Annotated in this window: 13 protein-coding genes; all 13 read right to left on the bottom strand. The window is 51.9% G+C overall.

The genetic code is table 11. The annotated features are described in order from the left end of the window. Positions 1-199: 199 nt before the first annotated feature. The 13 genes from tssH to tssK all read right to left on the bottom strand — a co-directional run bounded on the left by tssH (position 200) and on the right by tssK (position 19,441). Positions 200-2,899 carry a type VI secretion system ATPase TssH gene (gene tssH / locus EBB_RS01315; RefSeq protein WP_192392130.1) on the bottom strand — a complete coding sequence of 900 codons (2,700 nt, stop codon included), beginning with the start codon at positions 2,897-2,899 and terminating at the stop codon, positions 200-202. A gap of 33 nt (positions 2,900-2,932) precedes the next feature. Further along, positions 2,933-3,988: a type VI secretion system baseplate subunit TssG gene (tssG, locus tag EBB_RS01320; protein ID WP_192392131.1), complete on the bottom strand. Its 1,056-nt coding sequence runs from the start codon at positions 3,986-3,988 to the stop codon at positions 2,933-2,935. Continuing rightward, entirely contained in the window at positions 3,970-5,856 is a 1,887-nt protein-coding gene (tssF, locus tag EBB_RS01325) for a type VI secretion system baseplate subunit TssF (RefSeq protein WP_192392132.1), read from the bottom strand. The genes tssG and tssF overlap by 19 nt, the downstream gene beginning before the upstream one ends. A gap of 2 nt (positions 5,857-5,858) precedes the next feature. Then, positions 5,859-6,362, bottom strand: a complete 504-nt coding sequence (gene tssE, locus EBB_RS01330) for a type VI secretion system baseplate subunit TssE (protein WP_026603015.1) — start codon at positions 6,360-6,362, stop codon at positions 5,859-5,861. Further along, a complete protein-coding gene (locus EBB_RS01335) occupies positions 6,362-7,168 on the bottom strand; it encodes a type VI secretion system accessory protein TagJ (protein WP_192392133.1) in 807 nt (268 codons plus the stop codon). The genes tssE and EBB_RS01335 overlap by 1 nt, the downstream gene beginning before the upstream one ends. Before the next feature lie 60 nt (positions 7,169-7,228). Further along, positions 7,229-7,711: an Hcp family type VI secretion system effector gene (locus tag EBB_RS01340; RefSeq protein WP_192392134.1), complete on the bottom strand. Its 483-nt coding sequence runs from the start codon at positions 7,709-7,711 to the stop codon at positions 7,229-7,231. A gap of 165 nt (positions 7,712-7,876) precedes the next feature. After that, on the bottom strand, positions 7,877-9,364 hold the full coding sequence (tssC, locus tag EBB_RS01345) for a type VI secretion system contractile sheath large subunit (protein WP_192392135.1): 1,488 nt from the start codon (positions 9,362-9,364) through the stop codon (positions 7,877-7,879). 3 nt (positions 9,365-9,367) lie between these two features. After that, entirely contained in the window at positions 9,368-9,898 is a 531-nt protein-coding gene (tssB, locus tag EBB_RS01350) for a type VI secretion system contractile sheath small subunit (RefSeq protein WP_026603011.1), read from the bottom strand. Between the two features lie 45 nt (positions 9,899-9,943). Then, a complete protein-coding gene (tssA, locus tag EBB_RS01355; RefSeq protein WP_192392136.1) occupies positions 9,944-10,975 on the bottom strand; it encodes a type VI secretion system protein TssA in 1,032 nt (343 codons plus the stop codon). A gap of 708 nt (positions 10,976-11,683) precedes the next feature. Beyond that, positions 11,684-13,231 (bottom strand): type VI secretion system-associated protein TagF, encoded by a 1,548-nt coding sequence (gene tagF, locus EBB_RS01360; protein WP_192392137.1) that lies wholly within the window; start codon positions 13,229-13,231, stop codon positions 11,684-11,686. Next, complete coding sequence (gene tssM, locus EBB_RS01365) at positions 13,228-16,740, bottom strand: type VI secretion system membrane subunit TssM (protein ID WP_229427519.1); 3,513 nt, start codon at positions 16,738-16,740, stop codon at positions 13,228-13,230. The genes tagF and tssM overlap by 4 nt, the downstream gene beginning before the upstream one ends. Before the next feature lie 45 nt (positions 16,741-16,785). Continuing rightward, a complete protein-coding gene (icmH, locus tag EBB_RS01370) occupies positions 16,786-18,096 on the bottom strand; it encodes a type IVB secretion system protein IcmH/DotU (protein ID WP_192392139.1) in 1,311 nt (436 codons plus the stop codon). Between the two features lie 4 nt (positions 18,097-18,100). After that, positions 18,101-19,441, bottom strand: coding sequence for a type VI secretion system baseplate subunit TssK (gene tssK / locus EBB_RS01375; protein WP_192392140.1), 1,341 nt, complete (start codon positions 19,439-19,441; stop codon positions 18,101-18,103). Between the last annotated feature and the right edge of the window lie 47 nt (positions 19,442-19,488).

A 19,488-nucleotide genomic window follows, 5' to 3' on the forward strand; every position in this document is an offset into this window, starting at 1 on the left:
AGGGGAGGGAACCTTGCCTTGCAGGAAACGACGTTTTTGTCTTTTACCGCAGTACCGTCAATCAGTTTTTCGTACCATGCCATTTGCGGAGCACCTCATTAAAGTGGGCGAATAAGTTGACGAGCGACGCATTTCTCTTTTGTTATGGCGTTGAGCGAATGCGAATAACGCTACGTATCTGGATCAGAGACCGCGTGCGTCACTCAAACTCAAACCCATACCCAAAATCCCCATTCTCAACCTTAACGTGTACTCGCTCAATCGCGACTCCCTCCATCATCCGGGTCAAAAACTCCTCGCTGATCTTCGGCAACACGGTATTGGTCAAAATGGCGTCTATCATCCGCCCGCCACTTTCCAACTCGGTACAACGGCTGGCAATGAGTTTGATGACTTCGTCGTCGTAACTGAACGGGACTTTATGCGATTCTTCGACGCGTTTTTTGATCCGGCCCAATTGCAAACGGGCAATTGCGCCTATCATTTCGTCGTTGAGAGGGTAGTAAGGAATAACGACTAAACGTCCAAGCAAGGCTGGCGGAAATACTTTTAACAAGGGCTCCCGCAAAGCCTTGGCAATGCCTTCCGGCTCCGGCATTAAATCCGGGTCTTTGCACAAGTTGGCAATCAAGTCGGTGCCGGCGTTGGTGGTCAGCAAGATCAAGGTATTTTTGAAATCGATCACCCGGCCCTCGCCGTCTTCCATCCAGCCTTTGTCGAACACCTGGAAGAAAATCTCGTGCACGTCGGGATGGGCTTTTTCTACTTCGTCCAGCAACACCACGCTGTAAGGACGGCGGCGCACGGCTTCGGTCAACACGCCGCCCTCGCCATAACCGACATAGCCCGGAGGCGCGCCTTTCAAGGTGGAAACGGTATGCGCTTCCTGGTATTCGCTCATGTTGATGGTGATGACGTTTTGCTCGCCGCCGTACAATGTTTCGGCTAGCGCCAACGCGGTTTCGGTCTTACCAACGCCGGAAGTACCGGCCAGCATGAATACGCCGATAGGCTTGTTCGGGTTATCCAACCCGGCGCGCGAAGTCTGGATGCGCTTGGCGATCATCTCCAGCGCGTGGCGTTGGCCGATGATGCGCTGCTCCAGTAAATCCGGCAGTTTCAACACCGTTTCGATTTCATTTTTCACCATCCGGCCAACCGGAATGCCGGTCCAATCTTGCACAACAGCGCCTACAGCCTGTTGATCGACGGTTGGCAGAATTAATGGTGACTCGCCTTGTTGTGCGTGGAGTTGAGCCTGCAAGGCTTTCAATTCAGTTAACCAATTATCGCGGTCATTGGCCTCACTACTGGCATCTCCCTCCGCCGGTTCGGCTGCATCAACAGCGTGTCCAGCCGATCTGAGTTTGCCGCGCAATTCCAAAATCTTGCCGACCAATTCCTTCTCGGCATTCCAACGCTCTTCCAGACCAGCCAGCCGTTCCTGTTCGGCAGCCAATTTTTCGTTAGCCGCTTGCTCCCGCGCAGCCACTTCGACACCGACTGCTTTTTCCCGACCGATAATCGCCAACTCAGTTTCCAAGGCTTCTATACGTTTACGGCAGTCGTCTACTTCGGCGGGCACCGCGTGTTGGCTAATGCCAACCCGGGCACAGGCGGTGTCCAGTAAACTGACGGCCTTGTCCGGTAATTGCCGGGCCGGGATATAGCGGTGGGATAATTTGACGGCGGCTTCCAGTGCTTCATCCAGAATCAACACCTGGTGATGTTTTTCCTGCACCGACACCACGCCGCGCATCATGCCGATGGCTTTGGCTTCGCTAGGCTCCAACACTTGCACGACCTGAAAACGCCGGGTCAAGGCCGGGTCTTTTTCGATATGTTTTTTGTATTCCGCCCAGGTAGTGGCCGCCACGGTGCGCAATTGACCGCGCGCCAGCGCCGGTTTTAATAAATTGGCGGCATCGCCGGTACCCGCCGCGCCGCCGGCACCGACCAAGGTGTGGGCTTCATCGATAAACAGAATGATGGGTTTGGGCGAGGCTTGTACTTCTTCAATAACTTGCCTTAGGCGGTTTTCGAATTCGCCCTTCATACTGGCACCGGCCTGCAGCAAGCCGACATCCAAGGTCCGCAAGCTCACATCGCGTAATGACGGCGGCACGTCGCCGGCGACGATCTTCAGCGCAAAGCCTTCGACGACCGCAGTTTTACCAACGCCCGCTTCGCCGGTCAGAATCGGATTGTTCTGCCGGCGGCGCATCAGAATATCGATAACCTGCCGAATTTCCTCTTCACGACCAACGATAGGATCGATTTTGCCGTTACGCGCCTGCTCGGTCAGGTCAACGGTAAATTGTTTCAGCGCCTCCTGCTTACCCATCGCTGCCGGTGCGATAGCGCCGCTGGCTTCACCGGGCGTAGCTCCAACCAGCGAACCATCATTGGCAACCAAACCGTCTTCCGGTGAACCGGACACAATCTTCGGCAGCTCGTCGGAAACCGTATCCGGTTTGAGTTTTTCGAACTCTTTGGAAATTCCCAGCAACTCGTTGCGCAAGGATTTGGTTTTCAACATGCCGACCAACAAATGACCGCTGCGTACCTGGGCTTCCCCGAACATCAGCGTGCCGAATACCCAACCACGTTCGACACTATCCTCGATATGCGGCGAAAAATCGGAAATAGCCGTAGAACCGCGCGGCAAGCGGTCCAGCGCGTTAGTCACGTCCTTGGCAATGACCGAGGCATCCAAACCGTAATGCTTCACCAAGCGGTGCAAATCGGAGTCTTGCAGTTGTAGCAGTTGGCTTAACCAATGCACCAACTCGACATAGGGGTTGCCTCTTAGTTTGCAAAACACCGTCGCACCCTCGACGGCTTTGTAACAAACCTTGTTCAATTTCCCAAACAACTTGACTCGGCTAATTTCCGCCATGGTGTTTATTCCTCGCTAAAGTTTAAGTGTGGTTCAGCAGGCAGCATCAGCCTGTATAAACGGATTAAGCGTTAAATCATCGGCATCGCCTGCACCGCGACGCGGTCCCAACCAAGTACTCCAACCCAATTGCGCATCGCCGTTCATACTATTCGCGCCGGGCGTTTCGGGTTTTCCTAAGGCCAGTTCTTCCGGCACTTCGGCCTTTTCCAGGATCAATTGCGCGTCCCAGACCATTTCGTCACCGACATAATTGCGGACGATAGCCACCAACTTGGGCAATAACGCCCCACCCGGCAGCAAGGCCAAATACAGGCTGCGACGCAACGGCCCGATAACGACACGAAATTTATGTTGGCAACCCCAGACGCTGGCGCCGATCACAACAGAGCTCCCCAGAGAACAGGTGTCTGCGCTCCAGCCCAAACGCGTTTGCTCACGGGGCTGAATGTCCATCCACTCGCCAACGAATTCTGCAACGCGCACCGGCACTTTAAAAATATCCGAGACAATGGCCTGTAAACCTGCAGGATGTTTGGTCTGCGCGGCAAAATGCCCGGCATAAAACAATTTGCCCCGATCTGTCAGTGCGTCCCGGTTCTGAAACGGCGCCCCGGATATACCCAGCATGGCACCCACGTAAAACCCGAAGCGATCCGTATCCGGCCGGTCGTAATGCACTTCAGGCCGGGCATTAGCCCAAGCCCGGTAAAACAAACTAATCATGCGATGATGAAATACATCGGCGAAACGAGAGAACGTCGGATCGTGATGGTGGCGCTGCCGCTCCCGGGCATATTCGGTCAAATGCAGAGGCAGCGGACCGTTGGGACCGAACAAACCCATAAAATTGACTGCCAGCCTCGGTTTAGTCGAACCCGTGCCGCCAGGAGAATAGTGATCGACTGCGGTAGCCGGAAATTCCAGCTCCGGCTCCTGGGAAAAACGCACAGCATCATCAACTGCTTTGACGCTGGTGCCGAAGCGCGGTTTGTCCCTGTTCATACATTCGATCAAGCGCACCGCCTCAAAAAAATCGAAGCGCGACGCATCCTTCGTCAATTCACCAATTAAATCGTGTGCCGACATCCCATCCTCGCAGGCCAACGTGCCACTTCACCGCGGTCGCTGGTACGCACCACCGTCTCGACGAAAGAATTGATCGATACATACCGAGCGAAAAACCGCTCCAATACCGTTGCCAATAGAAAATAGCCACCACCTTCAAACGCCGACTCGTCCAGCGTGACGGTAATTTCCAGGCCGCGCCCGAACACCATCGGCCCCTTGGCATCGATGCGCCTGACCACATTTTTCGCAGCGACGGAAAGTACGCCCTCGATCTGCTTCTTGATAGCCGGCTCGCGTTGATCGGCATACAGGCCCAATAATTCCCGCAATGCCGCCGCACCGGTCTTGGCATCGGTATCCAGCAGCGACAGATAGTTCAGTGACAAATGATTGATCAGGCGCCACACGGTATCCGCCTCATAAGCAGCGGGCAGCGGCCGAGTCGGGCCGGCGATGCAGCGTATCGACTTCACCGGCGCACTAACCTGCAAGGTAAAGTCAGTATCGCCTTGACCGACAGGCATCACCAGCGGCAAGTCACGGTTGGTGCATAATGTTTCCAATCCCAATTGCGCCAACTTACTGGAATAAGGTGTCTGAGCCGCATCGACCAACGAGACAAAAACTTCGCTGCCGATATAGCTGGAGCGCACGCCTTTTCTACGTTGATTGGATGACAGCACGCGATTCACGCGCCGTAGACTGAAAAATGCGGTTTCACCGGCGTGTTGATAGGACGCTTTAGAGCCGTAAAAAGGCAGAAATGCTTGTTCGCTCCCCTGATCGGCACCGAAACCGGTGGCTTCATTGACGCTGTGAACTTCGTAATCCATCGGCCGGCTGCGATCCACCACAACGTGATATTCAGACTGACGCTGGTCGATATGAATCCGGTCGGCACGTTTAGGGAACAAGTTGATAGCCGGCACGCAGAACAAGGCCAAATTGTTTTGATCCAAAACATTAATCAGTTGCGGCTCACTTCTATCAAACAGTATGAACAGCTCGATCTGTTCGCTATCGCAGACGGCGGCCACGTCATCCAACCCGCCCAGCTCGACAAACAGATAACGATCAGGGAAAGCGAAATATTCCTGCAATATTCGATAACCGTCGAACGAGCGCGGCGTCTGTCTGAGTAAAGCCTCATCCGGCTCGAAACCCAGACCGCGTACTACCCCTGCAGACAGCGTACGAAATTCCGTCGAAACACCGTTCTGGAAACTGCCGACGATGCCGCTTACATTTGCCAACAGTTGTTCGTACAAGCGATACGGGATATTGCCGACACCGCGCAGAAACAGCGGCAATCGGTCTAGGGCAATTTCGTTGAACTTTAAACCGCCGACACTGTTCAGGACGATACGTAACGCCGCCTTGACCGGTCCGCGAAAATGCTTGGCCGTCAAGCCGCGACTGGAAACGGCGGCCAGACTTGGCAGATATTCAATTTGGCCTATCTGCAACGGTAACAGTTGCAAGTCTTGCGACGTGCGGTACTCGCAGGCGGTTTGTTCGCCTCTGGCGATCTGACTGCGCAACACGGTATCCTTGGCTATCGTGATCCCGTCTGCCAGAGCCGCTTCGGCAAAATCGGGTTTCAACTCCACCACGGTCATCGATGGCGTAGCCGACAAATAGTGCGGATAGATAATCTGTAATAATTGCTGGGTAAAGTTGGGGAATTCGGAATCGACCTTCAATTGCACCCGAGCCGCCATAAAAGCGAAGCCTTCGAATAAGCGCTCTACGTAGGGGTCGGAACATTCAAAGGTATCCAACCCCAAGCGATTGGCTATTTTCGGAAACTCTGTGGCAAACTCCGCGCCTACTTCACGGACGTATTGCAATTCGCGGTTATAGTATTTGAGCAGCCGGGGATCCATGGTTAACCGTCCAGTTCCTTGACGCTGATTTCGCCGGTTTCCAGATCCAGATCGCTGCGAATGTATAAATGTATCGGCAACGGCTGCGCCCACAAATCGCCTTCGATACGAAACGACAGCGCCTTGTGATTCATTTGATCATCGGCTTTCGCCAATTCCACCGACAGCGAATCCGCCAAGATTCTCGGCTCGAAATCATTAATTGCCTGCCTAACCTTGCGTTCAATCTTTTTAACATCGATCCCGGTCAGCGAAACGCCGGACAAGACTGGTGTTCCGTAATTCAGTACCGAACGCGCTACAAACGGATAGTCGGCCAAATTGACCATACTCTCGAAAGCGGCGGTATTCAGCAGCCAGCTTAAATCGCGTAATACGCTTTGCCGCAACTGGCGTAAGGACATGACGCGTTGCTCACGGGTTTCCGCGCGTTTGTCGGGAGCTTCATCGGTCAACCGATCCAGCAAGGATGGTTGAAGACGTTCCGCATGCAGTAAATCGGCCATTATTCCAGCCCTGCCGGCGCATTGAACTCTATGGTACGGACATCCAACAGCGCATAATCGTCCACGTCGGTGGCCAATAGGCGTTGCCCCTTACCATGCATGACACCCTCGGCGACTTCGTTCCATTCGGTTAAACGCGACAGGCGGATGCGGGCGTCCGAGTCGGCTTCCGAGCCCGGATAACGGCAAGGTATCAAGCCGCTGGCTTCGCCGCCATTGATCCAGGTAAATTGCGCCGGTATCCATACCAAGTCGCGTAAATCGGTGGGTTTTTCCAGCTGTATCTTGCTGATCTGCATAAACGGCACCCAGTAATAGCGGCCATTGACGATGGCCTCCAACACTGGTCCCAAACGGCTATCAGCGTCTGCTAACCATTCAAACGGTGTACCGTCCAACGCTCCGGCAGTAGCCGGTGCCTGCTGCAAAGCCTCAGTTCGTAATGCCACGGCCTGCTGAAAATCACCGCTGTTTTCCCGTATTAACGCTTCTAACAGTAAAGCCAACCACGCTGGCGGCTCGCCAAAAATCAGCGGCGTTTTGCGTGCGGCAAACACGTCTTTGCGTAAGGCTTCACAGAGTAAAACTTGTTCGTAGGTACTAACCATCAATAAGGTGGAGGCGTCCAAGTCGCGCAACACATTAAGTTGATTTAGCGCCTTGTCCCATAGGCCCCGCACGCAATACAGCTGAAACAGCAGGATCCGAGATTTAGGATCGGCCGGATTTTGCCTGATGTGCTGCTGGGTCTGCTGCAATGCCGCGTCCAGCTCGCCTTCGGCGATAAGACGTGAAACGTCCTGCATACGATTCTCCGATGAGTGCAAAAATAACCCCAGTGGTGTTGGTTCCACCGGGGTCGGGGATTACACGGTTTCGTTTTTCATCAAGTTCCAGCCTTTGAATGCGCCGGCGGCTGGTGCTTCGCCTTCGCCGAAAGTGTTGTACTTCATTTTAACTTCGTTGAAGTTGATGGATATGCTCTCGTGAGGGCGGTCACCACCGCTGGATTGGCTGTAACCGCTGACGATAGCGTCGGACAGTTCGATTTCCAGATACACTTGACCCTTGGCATCTGCGCCGCCGGTTTGGATGAAATGGAATGTTGCTGTACCCAAGCTTTTGCCACAGATGGACTGCATCCACAGGTCCACGGACGCGATGTCCATGCTTTTAGTCAGGGTGACTTCGGAAAACGAAGGATTGCTGGTATCGCGGTCTTTGCCGACGCCGCTGGTCGAAATGGCACGACCTACGCCCATTTGCAAACTGTCCACGGTAATCCAGTCCGTATGGCTGGCTACGGTGCTATCGCCTTTAATTTCGGTCGCGAATTTTAATAAGATCATAGTGCTCTCCTTTCGAAGTTAGTGAAAAAATATAAACGGGTATCCACCCACAGATTTACAGCTCCGGCAAGCCGGGATATAAAACGACTGACCGCCACTGCCGGGAATTTCGTATTACTGCCCCGGCAACTAGCGTACTTCCTAGCCTTATTCAACGAATAGGACCTAACCTTTTTGCGACGGTAATTTAGATGTCAGTCGCAAGGAAACCGTCAAGCCTTCCAACTGATAGTGCGGCCTCAGAAAAAACTTAGATTGATAATATCCAGGATTACCCTCGACTTCCTCGACCACCACTTCCGCACCAGCCAATGGTCGACGCGCTTTATCTTTTTCGGTAGCCACAGCGGGGTTGGTCAACACGTATTGGCTGATCCAGGTGTTCAACCACGCCTGCATGTCTTGGCGTTCCTTGAACGATCCGATTTTGTCTCGAACGATGCATTTCAGATAATGCGCAAACCGGCAGGTGGCAAACAAGTAAGGCAGACGCGCAGCCAGATTGGCGTTGGCGGTAGCATCCGGATCGGTGTATTCGGCCGGTTTCTGCAGCGATTGCGCACCGATGAACGCGGCGAAATCGGTATTTTTTTTGTGCAACAAGGGCATGAAACCGCTTTTGGCCAATTCCGCTTCACGGCGGTCGGTAATGGCGATCTCGGTCGGGCACTTCATGTCGACGCCGCCTTCGTCGGTCGGAAACGAATGCACCGGTAATCCTTCCACTGCGCCACCGGATTCAATACCGCGAATCTGCGAACACCAACCGTAATATTTGAAGGAGCGATTGATATTGACTGCCATCGCGTAAGCAGCATTGGACCAAGTATATTTACTACTATCGGCGCCAGAGGTATCTTCCTCGAAATCAAACTCTTCGACCGGATCGGTTTTCGAGCCATAAGGTAAACGGCTCAGGAAGCGCGGCATAGCCAAACCGAGGTAACGGGAATCTTCGGACTCCCGCAACGAGCGCCAAGCCGCGTATTCCGGCGTTTGAAAAATTTTGGTCAAATCGCGTGGATTGGCCAATTCAGACCAACTCTCCATTTGCAGCACCGATGGCGCCACGCCGGAAATGAACGGGGTATGCGCGGAGGCACTGATTTTTGCCATCTCGCCCAACAATTCCACATCTTGCGGACTGTGATCGAAATGGTAGTCGCCCACCAAGCACCCGAAGGGTTCGCCGCCAAACGTGCCGTATTCTTCTTCGTACAGTTTTTTGAACAGCGGGCTTTGGTCCCAGGCGGTACCTTTGAATTTTTTCAGGGTTTTACCCAGCTCGTTTTTGGTGATATTCAACACGCGAATTTTCAACATTTCGTCGGTTTCGGTGTTGTTGACCAAATAATGCAAGCCGCGCCAAGCGCCTTCCAGTTTTTGAAAGTCGGGATGGTGTATGACGAGATTCAATTGTTCGGTGATTTTCTGATCCAGGCTGGAAATAATCGACTGGATAGTTTTAATGGCATCATCGGATACTTTGGAAACATCCTGCAACGCGTATTGCGCCAGCGTTGTTACTGCGGTATTGACCTGATTGGCCGCCTCGGTGCCTGGTTTGAACTCCTTGGACAATAATGCGGAAAAATCGTCCAATTCCAGGGTTTGGGTAGCACCTTGTCCGCCTTGGGTTTCTAATTCGGCCATGGCTTACTCCCCTTTCCCTTCAGCGGCATCACCGCCTGCTTCCGCCGGTTTCGCCGAAGCAGCCAAGGTTTGTAACAACGCGGGGTCGTTAACTAACTTCGCGATTAATTCCTCTGCGCCGGTTTTGCCATCCATATAGGTAATCAAATTGGACAACTGGGTTCTGGCTTCCAAGACTTTATCCAAGCCCGCCACTTTTTTGGCAACGGCTGCGGGAGAAAAATCATCCATACTTTCGAACGTAATGTCGACATTCAAATTGCCTTCACCGGTCAAGGTATTGGCAACTTGGAATGCGACCCGCGGTTTCATCGATTTCAATCGATCATTGAAATTATCGACATCAATTTCCAACAATTTACGATCAGCCACCGGCGCCAACGGTTCAGCCGGCTTGCCGGACAAATCCGACATGACGCCCATCACGAATGGCAATTGCACCTTTTTCTCGGAACCATAGAGTTCGACATCGTATTCAATCTGCACCCGGGGAGCCCGGTTTCGTTGTATAAACTTCTGACTACTTTCAGCCATTGTATTCTCCGCTTGACATTAAGAAGGACTACCAAAAATCAGTTTCTAACTTGGGTCGGGACCCTTTATCGCACTTATTTGGGAAAGCGCATCCGGCATTAAGTTTTGGACGATTTCCAAGAAATCCGCAGTTGCCAGATGCTTGGCCCGGCGCAACAAGATGGGCACGGGACTGGACGGCTCGTAATCCGCATAATATTTACAAAGCGCATCCAATGTTCTCACCACATCTTGGCGCGACTCAATGGCACCGCTCACCGCTTTGGATTTAACTGGCTTTACATCATTAGCTGCCTCGGCGGTGCTTCCATCGTCGCTTGCCTCAGTCTCGGCATCGCTAGACAACCGCGACCCGGCGTAATGATCGAAATCATCCCGGACTTCCTTCAGTAAAGCTTTCAACGGCGTCAATACCGCGCCTTGGCTGGCTCCGACTTTTTCGTTGACGAAAGCGTCGATCCGCTCGACGATCTTGATACTGTCGACTAAGGCCTGATAATTATCAACTAACGCCGCGTCATCCATATCCAGAAAAGCCGCGTTGATAGCACCATTGTCTGGCTTTGTCAGGCCCTTGGGCACCTCCAGCCGATCAGTTGCATACTGAATGTCACGCAAACAAAACCTGCCGATGGCTTTCGACTCAACCAGCACCGCCAAACTAAGAGGCCTGATTATCAGGTCGAAGCTGGCAAGCTCTTCCAAAATATTGATTCGCGACGTCGGATCCATACCGTCGTCGGGATCGAGCTGAGGGTGTATGGAATCCCAATAACGGGTCAAAGATTCTTCCAGAAAGCCCAGCCCATCGCGAAAACCTCTCCACCCTTCAACGTTGATCAGTGTCCGGACCAAGTACAAAATGACTTGCAAATCCTTGGAACGCTGCAATAACGCCAAAGCCTCCTTGTAGACCTCGCGCCAGTTAGGCGGCAGCGCCTTCTCGCCAGAAAACTGATTTTCCGGGGTTCCTAAAATATTGGTGTCCAATGCCACTCTGGCATTGTCATATTCAAGGTTCTCGCCGCAAGGCTGCTCCGCCGAAACAGGTTCTAGTAATCCGGACAAATCCGCCATTTTTACGCCTCTATCGTCATCCAATTGTTAACATCAACCGATTGAAAAGCGGTAACGAAACCGTGTGCCTTGCGCCCCGTTTCTTACAATCGACCCAATTCTATAGTGCCCCGGACTTGTTACGCCTGTATTAAGCCCAAAACCAATTCGCATTAGTCTAGTCGGTTTTTCATGTCGCGCTTTAAACTAAAAAACCCTAAATGTCGCAGAATCTTATACCTATCAAGTTGCATTTGCTTATCAATAGATAACGCATCTGGATCATTTAACATGCCAACTCATGCCCCCTCCGCCCGAAAAACCGTAAGGCATTGATATAAATTAACTTATAATTCAAACGGTGTGCTAAAACACAACATGAACACCCCATTGCAGCGCCAGGTCGGCACGATATTTCGTAACGGATACGATATTCGGTACTTGCGGTGATTGGCTACCGCGAGGGGAAATACCGTTTTCCATTGAGAAAATCCGTCAACTGTTCGTGCCGCAAAAACCTCTCGCGTGCTAGCCACCGAATGATCACATCGGCTGCTCACATCATTGGGTCTATCTGTACTATACAAACTTTGACAGACATTCCCCAAAGACACCAACTACCACAGCCGTCCGCTCGGGGATTCACGCGTTTATACAATTGTTAAATCGTCTTACGCCCAAAACATTCGAGGAACCTAAGAACCTGGACGGCAGTATCCTGATTTCGGCTTAACCACTAAATTCGGCGACTAGTACGGTAATATTATCTCGGCCGCTTCTGCTCAACGCTTGGTTAATCAGGGCTTCGGCGGCCGACTGGCAACTCCCTGAACCCATCAATTCCGCAATTTCGGCTTCCGATAATTCTTTATCCAAGCCGTCGCTACATAGCAGATAACGATCACCGCCGGCAGCCTGAAAGCGCAGCACATCCAACGCCAACGTCAATTGCCCACCCACCGCGCGGGTAATCACATTCGCTCCCACTTGCTGGGTCGCCACTTCCCGAGTCATCACACCAGAATCCATCAATTCGTCGATCAAGGTATGGTCGCGGGTAATCTGCGTAAACTCGCCTTGGCGCAATTGGTATAAGCGGCTGTCACCAGCCCAAATGGCCGCGCACTGGTCGCCCTTGGCCAGCAAGGCGACTACCGTGGTTCCGACAATACTGCCTGGCTGGATGCCCGAGGCAAAGCGGCATAAATCGTCGTTGATCTTATGTAATTTGAGGGAAACAGCTTCGACCTGATTATCCAGATTTTCGGTAAATTCCAACGTCGATAAAGAATCCACCACCAAGCGGCTGGCAACATCGCCGGATTGATGCCCGCCCATGCCATCAGCAACCACCCACAGACCCAGCGACGGGCAATCGAGCAAGGCATCCTCATTGTGCTTACGCTTATTGCCGACCACCGTAACCCCGTAGGAAGCCCACTTTGTCGAGTTTGGAAGCGTTATGTCCTGGCTCGCCGTCGCGCCTACCGCAGAGGCGCTCGGCTCTCTCCCGACTTTCTTCACGCTTTGGTCTTGGCGATAGCTCTGCACCTGCCAAGATCTGCCAGCCTGCGGCATACCCTGTAAAAAACTCGCGTAAGCATCGATAGGCGGCAAGCCTTCGCAAACCAGCAAATTGGGGCGATTCGATTGGCCGCCTTCACTTGCCCAAATGCTATAACCCGGTATAAAGCGATCCAGCAAACTCTGACTCAAGCGAGGAAACAGCGCATCCGTCTGATCCAGGCCCTCCAAATCGAAACGAAATGCGAGCTTGCCGTTAAATGCCCCCAATCCGCCGCTAGAATCAGCTTGAAAATACTGCGGCGTCAAATTGTCAGCCGAACCGATTTCCATCAGCCCCTTATCAAACCGATCCAGATCGCAGGAGTCGTTCAACACCGATAGCGCAGCATCTTCCAATTGTGCAAACCATTCCGATTCCGGCGAAAACAAGGACAGCAAAGATTCCGCACTGACGGCTTGCGCCAACGTCAACGGATAATAGCGCCCGACCCTATCGACGCTGGGCATCATGACACCGGCCCAAGCACTCGCACCGCACACGCCAGGTCTCAAAGCAAAGCGCCAAAGCGGGCTAACCAAAAACAAGGATAACCAACTATCTCCTAATGTTTCCTGGCTGGAACGCATCGATGCCTGTAACCACTGGTCCCATGGCTCGATAAAGTGCCTGGGCAGCCGCCGACTGACAAAATCGCCAAGGCCCGGCACTTTTCCAAAAAAGCCGACGCTCAGTCCATCCATAGAACTCATAGTGACTCCGGACAACGGAAGCTTTGATATTCGCTGATGCCAAACGGATTGTTGACGCTGGCCGCGCGCAACTCAAATTTTGCGGTATAGCCCTCCAGTTGTACGGTCAAATTGAAGCGATCCGGCAAACCAGTGGGTTGGATGTTGAATTCGTCGAACATCCTGAACAACGCCCAGGCCCCTTCCTTGGACTTGCTGACTTGCTTGCCGTCCAAACCTTCGAACACCACTCTGACACCGGCACTATTATTGGTGCCGGGCCACTGAAACTTGGTGAGTTGCTCAGGACCGTGGCGGTAAACCAACTCCTGGCCTTCGACATTTAATCTGAAGGTACTGACCTTGTCGTCCAAGGCCAAGGGTTTTAACTCGAATTGCACTTGCGGGACCGCGCCGCCACTAGGAAAAAATGCGTCGCGAATTTTCGCCGCGATCTGGAACTGGCGAATACTGGCTGCCGATAAACCTAAAGCCTTATCAGAACTAAGCTCCTGCCACTGCACCGCCGCAGTATCAACAAATGCCTTGAGATTCGTGTTAAAAAATTGATCGACAATCCCGTTAGCGGCAAAAACTTTACCGAAATCAGCCATCAACACGTCCTGCTGGGTATTTTTTGCAAACGGATAACGGCCGGCCAAAGCGCTTTTGCAGGGCATCGTCACCGCGGTTTTCAACATTTCGTTGAGCTGCCCTTTCGCGCCGGTTTTGATTTGTTGCCCACCCGTGCTAGTCAACGCGTTCAGTGAGGCTGCGACCGGACCGGGTAAACGGGCAAATTCCATTTTTGCGGCTTGCAACGGATCGACACCACCGCCGGCAAACCGCGCCGCTTCGGTAGACAAAGCCTGGCCACCGCTATTGGGTGCCGAACCAATCTGCATCAGATAATCGTGCAGATTTTTGATACTCGCCATCGTCGCATTGATCGGAGCAGGCCTATCGGCGGCGCCCCGCACTTGCATATTGTAAGGTTCGAAGTAAGTCTCCAAGGCCTTGACCGGGTCAACACCGCCGTCACTTTGCTTGGCCATCGCCAGCAGTTTTTGGGTAGCAGCCTCCGGAACCGCCAAGGCCCCGCCTGTGGATTTTGCCAACGCATCGGCCAATTCGGATGAGAGCTTACTTAACGCGGTATTTTTTTCGACCAACTCCAACAAGAGCTTCAATGGCGAATCGGGACGCGATAGCAGATCCAGCGTATCAACCAGCTGATTATTGCTGGGCTGCGGGCGGAACTTAACCGCCGTCAGCACGCTATCCCAGGTCTTTTGGTAATCTCCCAAATACAGGCGTTTGAAATCGCTATATAAACGATCAATTTCGACTGGCGTACTTGCGCCGTTTACACCGAGTACCCAATTCTGTTCGCTGGCTTCCTTGACGTAAACCATGCCTTTTTTCAGAAACAGCTCCGTATAACCGTAACTGCTAAACAAACCGGGCACCACCAACGTATCCAATTCTTTGCCGTTCGCGGTAAACACTCGGCCGCCGTTCGGCGCCAGTTGTCCGGCGACCGAAATGTCGTGACTGCGATCAAACAGCGCCTCACTTTTAAAACGGCTATAAAGTTGATTGACCAGAGGAATTTGCGTCAATTTATTACGTACCGCGTCGACAAAGCTGTTGTCGATAGCAGCCGGATCCAAATTCAAAGCCAACAAATTATCTAGATGTAACTGTAATTTGGCTTGAGTCTCCGGGTCAGTAGCAAACATTTGCTCCCAATCCAATTTCACCCAAGGCTGGGCAACTTTGGCGTCCATCCGCTTTGGCTCGCCGAACATCAGGTAGACACGCAATAATTGGTAGAGTACATCCAGATTTTTGCCTTCATCGCTTTGCATACGCTCTTTCAAGCGCAGCGTAATCAAGGCTTGAAAATTTTCGCGAAGCAAGCGTTGATAGGCAATATCAACAGCAGAATCGATTTTATCGCCCTGATATAAGCCAAATCCGCTGCTCCAACCGGTTTGCGCATACACGTCTTTGGCGGCTTGCAAGGCATTAAGCTTGGGCAATAAGGCCAGAAAACCGGAGCGCGAATCAGTGGGAGACAGATTGCTGGCCCGGTAAATTTCTATTTGCTTTTCTACATCGGCAATCGCCGACTTATTCGTGGCAAAACTGACCATCCAAACCACGACCGCTATCGCTACAAGCGCAAAGGTGGCGGCAAAGCCGGCGAGGTTCATCAAACGAAAACGCCGCTCGACCTTTGGGTCCACGCCAACCAATTCGGCTTCGGGAAACACGACTTGCTTCAGAAGTTTAGTCAGAAAATAGCTTTTACCGCGCCCGCTCATTAACGGTGTTGCTTGCCTTTCCAATCTAAAGCTTGAGGCCAACGCTGCCATCACTCTATCTATCGGCGTCCCCTCTTGGGTGCCGCTGTTGAAATAAACCCCGCGTAATAGGAAAGGCTCTTCGTAGCGATTGGTGGCAAATGCGGCATCCAGAAACCCGGTCGCCACCGATTTAAACAGCATCATTTGTTGCGGAAAATCAAAAATAGCCGTACGCCGCTGCACATCGCGCTCTTCCTGGATACGCTTCAAACGGCGTTGCACCAACCTCTCAGTTAATTCGTCATAGGCCTTTTCGAATTGCAGTAAGTGAGCGGCCAGATCTTCTTTATCGTTATCGGCACGAATAAACGTCTCACCCCACACCTGGCTACGCTCGTCTTCGGTTAAATTGGCGAAGAAATCGCTAAATCCCGCTACAAGGTCCACTTTCGTGAACAACACGTAGACTGGCAATTGCACACCCAATTGCGCATTAAGTTCCGTAATCCGCCGCCGAATTGCTGCGGCATGTTGGCGTAACTCTTCCTCGGTCTGCTGAATTAAATCGCTGACACTCACCGCCACAAATACCCCGTTCAGAGGGCGGCGTGGTCGATATTTTTTTAATAGCTGCAAGAAACCGTGCCAGGCGGTCGCATCCACTTCTTGATGGCTATCTTGGGTGGTATACCGACCGGCAGTATCCAATAACACCGCTTCGTCGGCGAACCACCAATCACAATCTCGCGTGCCGCTGACACCTTTTACCGAATGCTTGCCCAAGCGTTCGGCCAAGGGGAAATGTAATCCGGAATTGATTAACGCTGTGGTTTTGCCGGAGCCTGGTGCGCCGATAATGGCGTACCAAGGTAATTCGTAAAGATACTGCTTCCGACCGCGTTGTTTGGCGCTGGTAGTTTTCAGTAAAGTCAAAGCCTCATCGAAACCGCGATTCAACACATCCAGCTCGGCCGCCGAGGCCGTTTGCGCATCGTTTGCATCAGCGCCGCCAGCCAAATCGGCCATCAAACGCTGCTCGCGCTTACGCGACAACAGCCACCCGACCAACCGGTAAATCAACCAACATCCAAATATGACGCTTATCGTTATAATCCGGCTTGAATCGGTCTCCAACGGCACACTGCCGGCAATTGCGATTAAAGGCCCGATAAACCAAATCAGTACCGACAAAATCACGATACCGATCAGTTCTAGCACCCACTTTGTTTTAAAAAAACTGATTATCCGTTCCACGCGGTATTCTCACTTAATCAAGATGTCGACGCGCCGATTTAGGGCTCGATGTTCAGGCGTATCATTAGGCGCCAAAGGCTCGCCATCGGCCCGGCCTTCTGCTCTGGCCGAACCTTTTAGTTGGGCGGATGCGGTCAAAATTGCCAATACGTTTTTAGCGCGTGCTGTGGACAAATGCCAATTGGATGGAAAGCGCGCCGACACGATGGGCTTGTCGTCGGTATGACCGGTTACCAAGATCGAATCTTGTTCATTCTCGAGTTCTTTGGCGATTTTTTTCAACATCGGCAGAAACTCCGGTTTCACTTGATCGCTACCGGAGGGGAAGGAATTACGAACGCGAATGATGCTATCGTCCACTACTTCGACCATATTCTGGGCAATTTCATCGCGTAATAACGGTTTAAAGCGTTCCAATCGGTTGGCGACAACCGGTGCAGGCGGAGTGATCGTAGCGGCCGCGGCCGCTTGTACCGGCTCCTTGACCAATTTCAGTAATTCCCGATAGGCAGGATCGGATGCCGAATTAATAAAAAATGCAAAACCCAGATAACAAAGCAGCAACAGACCACCTGCTACGCTGGCGAACACCCATAAGGGCACTTGCGTTATCAACGAGCTATTTCCGCTTTTTTGCCCATGCCAGCGTGGAGACAGCTCCGTTGGAAAATCCCCTCTTACTCGCTGAATCAATTGATACAACTCAAGACGTTGTTTTTCCAATTCGTTAGCACCATTGGCCATGACCCGATATTTACCTTCGAATCCAAAACTTAACAACACATAGCAAAGCTCGATGAGCGGCAAATTTTGCGCCGGCTGTTTCACCAGATGTTCGAGTATTTGGAAGAAGCGTTCGCCGCCCCAGGCTTCTTTATGAAATAGGATAAGCAGGCTTTGATGCCCCCAATTACTCTGCGAGCCCCAAGGCGTGTTTTGGATAATTTCATCCAGAAAAGTACATAAATCGTAACTCGCCATACGCATGGTTTCTTGCTGAAACCCGGCATTCAAGCCACGGTTCTCGAATTCTCTGACTTCTTTAGCCAACTTTTGCTTTAGTTCATCAACCCCGGAATAGCTAACGGTTGCTCTAAGTCTAGCCGCCAAAGACAGAATGCCGGCTGATAAGGTCAGTAATGAACCGCTATCCGCTCCGGAAAGTAAACTGAGCGACGGAATGTTGATATTTGAGGCCGGCTGCAGGGGCTGTGGAGATGGCGGTATTTGTGTAACTGATGGCTGTTGCGGCATTCGTCCACCTGGCGAGGGCCGCAACACTGTTTTGTCGTCGTCGCCGAAAGGTCCTTGTTGCACCATGTCATCACCCTTTTTTTATTGCCCAGAATTCCAACTCCAATCCCGGAAAATTACCGCCAATATGAAACGCAAAGCCGCCGGAGTCCATCATTTTCTTCCAATACGGGCTTTGCTTATCGAGTTCGAAATAAGAGCATCCGGCGTGATACGGCAATTGCCTTGGGGCAACGGGCAAAGGATGAATTGAAATACCGGGCAGTGCAGCTGTGACCAATTGCGTGATCTCTTCCACCGGGCCAATTTTCACCTGCGGTGGAAAATGCGTACGCAACATCTCCGAAGATACTTGTGCGCTGGCTGCCAAGACGTAGATTGCCTGCTCCAATAATTTCACATCGGGACGCCCCGAGTAATAAACCGACTGGCTATGTTTGGTTAACGGAATTTGAATCGCATTTTGTTCAAGCACCATGCTTAGCAGGCGTCTTAGCTCATCAATTAACGGGATAAAGCAAATACGCAAATCGTCATGTCTATATTCGGGCAGCACTGCGGGGCGTTTATTTTGGCGGTAGAAGGTCGCTAGATCTCCCATCAGCTGCAAGCATAACGAAAAAAATGCTTCTGGATGTAACAGCGCATCTCCGGCCAAATGTGCCAGCAATGGCTCATAACGATTGATGGTTTGCAGCAACATAAAGTCTGCAACCTCAGCCACTCCTGCACCTTGCGAGGTTCCCGCCACGCGGGCCGCCAAAGCCTCCCCTCTGGTATGCAACAGGCCTTGCAGCTCCCGGACGAAGCCGTTCAAAATACTACTGGCTGACGACTGTAGCACCACGGGAATGTATTTGTCATCCAGTACGACTGTTTTGTCGGCGCGCACCTCAATGATATTAGCGACTCCCAAGCACAGATAACCTGACCTTTCTTGGTTGCCAAGCATAAGTCTCGGACGAATGCTACCAATCTGCACGGGATAACGAGCGTCGTAACCCGCGTTGTTGTCTCTGACGTCCCTATGAGTAATGCGGTATCTCGCCAATCCATCGGGGTTATTGTCGCTATCAACTTCAACAGAGTCCGGACGACTCAGCGGCAATGCTAAATAAACCACTTCATTGGCGATGTCTTCAGAAACATCAAGTGGTAGCGGCAGCTCGTCCTCGTTTGGCAAATGGAATGGGGTACCATCCTGGAAAATCCCTCTAGCAACGGCCAGAGTGATTTTTCCAATCGCCAATTGCCCACTATCCAGTTTTAACGAAGAAAAGCCCCAATCATATGCCCTGATTCCGTAACAGCGGCCATCAATACGGCTTTCAAGATAACGATCATGTTGTTGAAAGTGCTGAGGTCTAAGGAACATGCCTTCCGACCAAACAATCCGGTTATTGATTGACATACTCTATTCGGTACCGTTTATTATTTAATAACAATGACTTATGAAAT

This window comes from Methylomonas fluvii, from assembly GCF_014850975.1.
GTDB classification, from domain to species: domain Bacteria; phylum Pseudomonadota; class Gammaproteobacteria; order Methylococcales; family Methylomonadaceae; genus Methylomonas; species Methylomonas fluvii.

Coding starts and splice junctions, on each gene's coding strand:
- icmH (WP_192392139.1), bottom strand. CDS start 18,096: ATGGTGCAACAAGGACCTTTCGGCGACGACGACAAAACAGTGTTGCGG.
- tssB (WP_026603011.1), bottom strand. CDS start 9,898: ATGGCTGAAAGTAGTCAGAAGTTTATACAACGAAACCGGGCTCCCCGG.
- tagF (WP_192392137.1), bottom strand. CDS start 13,231: ATGAGTTCTATGGATGGACTGAGCGTCGGCTTTTTTGGAAAAGTGCCG.
- EBB_RS01340 (WP_192392134.1), bottom strand. CDS start 7,711: ATGATCTTATTAAAATTCGCGACCGAAATTAAAGGCGATAGCACCGTA.
- tssA (WP_192392136.1), bottom strand. CDS start 10,975: ATGGCGGATTTGTCCGGATTACTAGAACCTGTTTCGGCGGAGCAGCCT.
- tssF (WP_192392132.1), bottom strand. CDS start 5,856: ATGGATCCCCGGCTGCTCAAATACTATAACCGCGAATTGCAATACGTC.
- EBB_RS01335 (WP_192392133.1), bottom strand. CDS start 7,168: ATGCAGGACGTTTCACGTCTTATCGCCGAAGGCGAGCTGGACGCGGCA.
- tssH (WP_192392130.1), bottom strand. CDS start 2,899: ATGGCGGAAATTAGCCGAGTCAAGTTGTTTGGGAAATTGAACAAGGTT.
- tssC (WP_192392135.1), bottom strand. CDS start 9,364: ATGGCCGAATTAGAAACCCAAGGCGGACAAGGTGCTACCCAAACCCTG.
- tssG (WP_192392131.1), bottom strand. CDS start 3,988: ATGTCGGCACACGATTTAATTGGTGAATTGACGAAGGATGCGTCGCGC.
- tssK (WP_192392140.1), bottom strand. CDS start 19,441: ATGTCAATCAATAACCGGATTGTTTGGTCGGAAGGCATGTTCCTTAGA.
- tssE (WP_026603015.1), bottom strand. CDS start 6,362: ATGGCCGATTTACTGCATGCGGAACGTCTTCAACCATCCTTGCTGGAT.